Genomic DNA, 3,029 nt, shown 5'->3' on the forward strand with positions numbered 1-3,029 from the left:
GGCTGGATGCTCTCCGGTTTGGCCATGCAACCCATCCGGCAGTCTTATCAGCAGCTCAAGCAATTTACCGCCGACGCCTCTCACGAGCTGCGCAGCCCCTTGGCCAGCATTCAAACCGCGGTACAGGTGGCTTTGGCGGATTCCCAATTGGATGCCGACACCCGGCAGCGCTGGCAGATGGTGGAGCGGTTGTGTTTACGGCTGGGTCGTCTGGTGGATGACCTGCTGTTTCTGGCCCGCCACGACAGCGGTATGGTGCCTTTCCAACCCCGTTGCTGTGCGCTGGATGCTCTGCTGCTGCAGGTGGTGGAAGAGCTGCAGGGCTTGGCCAACCAAAAACAGATCCGCTTGCAGCTGGATATTGCTGCCCCTGAGAGCGGGACGGAACCTTCTCCCGCCCAGGTGGATCCCTTCGGCTTTTGGGGAGATGAAGATCAATTGGCCCGCCTGTTTACCAACTTGATCGAAAATGCCCTTCTCCACACTCCCCCCCAAGGAGAGGTGCAGGTGAGGCTGGAGCAGCGGCTGCGCTCTGGATCCCCAGAGCTGGTGGTACGGGTACAAGATACCGGGCCAGGGATCCCGCCTCAGGCTCTGCCCCATGTGTTCGATCGCTTTTATCGAGCAGATCCGGCTCGCAGCGGGGATCCCGGTCGCCTCTCGGGGTCAGGTTTGGGGCTGGCGATCGTCAAAAGCATTGCCCAACAGCATCAAGGTCAGGTGCAGGTGGAGAGCGAGCTGGGCCAGGGATCCAGCTTTGAGGTCATTTTGCCGCAGCGACAGTTGGAAATCTGTACCCCAGAGAGGGTCTGAAAGTGCTCTGGAAAACAGACAGCCCTCGGTCAATATGCTAGCTTTAAGCCAAGATTGACTGAGTCTTTATTCAGAACTGTATTAAGAACCGTATTGGCCCAGTTGAACTGGATTTTTGGGTACATTTTTGGGTACTAGAGATCTTTCCTTTCCAGATTTAAGAACTTCTCTTTTTCCCGGATAAAACGGCAGAGATGGGATCAGCTCCCAGGCTCTTGCCCTTCTCAGCCGGCTGCTGAGCTGTTGATTGGGTGATGAGTGAGTGCAGTCCGCCCGCGCAGCCCCACAATTTTCCATTGAATCCTGTGCCAGGAAAACGTTATGTATCGCTTCCAGGTTCGTGCCATCACCCAGCCGGGCGAGAGAATTGCCTTGGTGGGATCCAGCACAAAATTGGGCTCCTGGGATCCCTGCCATTGCATTTGGCTGCAGACGGATCCCGCTCATTATCCGCTGTGGTGGGTAGAGTTGCCGTTGAGCCCGGCAGATGGCGCGCCCGGCCCGCTGTTACCCTACAGTGGATGTTTAAAAGAAACTCCTCGAGTGGAGTACCGATATCTGCGCGTGCAAGCCGGTGGGCAAGTGATTTGGGAATCCACCGCTGTCAATCGCTGGGTGCCCCTTGAACCAGAACCTTTGCCGGCAGTTTTGATTGTCGAGGATGGGGAGTTTGGCCAGATCCCTGCCTATCCTTACGGCTATTTTGCCGATCCCATTCCTGAGGTCGAACCGGAAAATCCGCAAGGGCTAAAAGTCGTCATTTTGGGCAGCTCCGTTGCCCTGGGGTGCAGCGCTTGGCTGTTGCGAGGTTGGGCTTGGCTGTTGCAGAAAGCTCTGCAAGAACGCTATGGCCATCAAGTGCGAAATCTCTCCCAATTGGGGGCCAATGTCAGCCGAACTCTGTTGCGGTTTGAGCAGGCGGTGATCCCTGAACGTCCTGATGTCGTTATTGTTGCCCTGTCCTTGGGAAATGAAGGCTTGGTATCGGCCTTGCCCCAGCATCGCCGCGCCCTGCAGAGGCGGTTTGAAAACGGCCTGCAGCGGCTAATTCAGCGAATTCAAGACATTGGAGCCTTGCCAGTTCTGGGAGGGGTTTATCCCCATGCAAACTACGGCCCAGAACAGCATCTTCTTTTGCAAGAAACTCAGCAGAGAATGCTCGACTGGGGATGCCCTGTGTTCAATTGGCTGCCTCATTTGGAAGATGGACAGGGCCGCTGGAAACCAGACCTTGCTTTTGACCCAGCTCACCCCAATTCCAAGGGTCATCAGGTCATGTTTGAGGCCATCGATCTCTCTCTTCTGGATCCCAGCCAAGTTAGCTCGGCTCGTGGCAAGCTCCCTCAACCCATTGGGGAGCAGGTCATTTTTGAAGAGGAGCATGGTTTTTGGGTGACTGCAGAAACAGGCAAAAACCAATTTCGCATCGTGAATATAACTCCCTACCCTTACACCATCACGCCCACTTGGCAACCTTTGCAAGCCGCTTTCCAAAAAGCAGGTCTACAGCCGGGTCTGTATATTGGCAAAAGCGATGAAAGGCTAGGGGATGCTACCTTATATTCCCTTTCCGTACAAGAAGATGGTTCGGTGCAAACCATCCTCTCCGTTCCTGCAGATGCCGATCTGGTCTTCTCCCCAATAGCTCAGTTCTTTTCCTCGGAATCAGTAGAAACAATCTTCGAGGATGGATCGTTGATCCTTCTCAAGCTCAGTGGATCCTCAGAAGGCTCTTCTGATCCCATACCTCGCCTGTGCGTGATCAACCAGAGCAATCACGAGTACAACATCCACCCCATGTGGAAGGAAGTGCGGGCCGCTCTCAAAGCCATGCCGATGGGTGTTTACGAAGATCCGAGCCACCGGGAAGCTCTCTTCCGAACCCTGATGATCGGGGAAGGCGGCCTCGAAAGCCGGGTAAAGGCTGCTCCTGGATCGGTCATGCTGCTGGAATACACCTGTAAATTATCCGATATTCATCGTGTTGCCATTGTGCCGTTAGGGGATCGCTGCGCGGTGCGAATGCTGCTCTACAAGTTGGAATATGACGGGCCTGCCTTTCCTTTTGATTTGACACGCACCAGCAATTTGGCTGATGTGGCCGATATGATCCACAACGAGTTTCAGGGCATGTGGGATCCGCAATATTTGCACTACAGTCCTGAAGATCGGCGAATTTACCACAGCAAGTGGACGGGCCTCTCCTTTGGCCATGA

General features: G+C 54.8%; 2 protein-coding genes. Both read left to right on the plus strand.

The window, feature by feature from the left end; translation table 11 throughout:
* Nucleotides 1-813, plus strand: an 813-nt coding sequence (locus NW819_RS06425) for a sensor histidine kinase (protein ID WP_414413248.1), incomplete at its 5' end; no start/stop codon positions are given.
* A 321-nt stretch (nucleotides 814-1,134) separates the two neighbouring features.
* A partial coding sequence (locus NW819_RS06430) for a DUF1796 family putative cysteine peptidase (RefSeq protein WP_414413249.1) occupies nucleotides 1,135-3,029 on the plus strand: 1,895 nt, incomplete at its 3' end.

Source organism: Synechococcus sp. R8-2, from assembly GCF_047461715.1.
Taxonomy (GTDB): domain Bacteria; phylum Cyanobacteriota; class Cyanobacteriia; order Thermostichales; family Thermostichaceae; genus Thermostichus.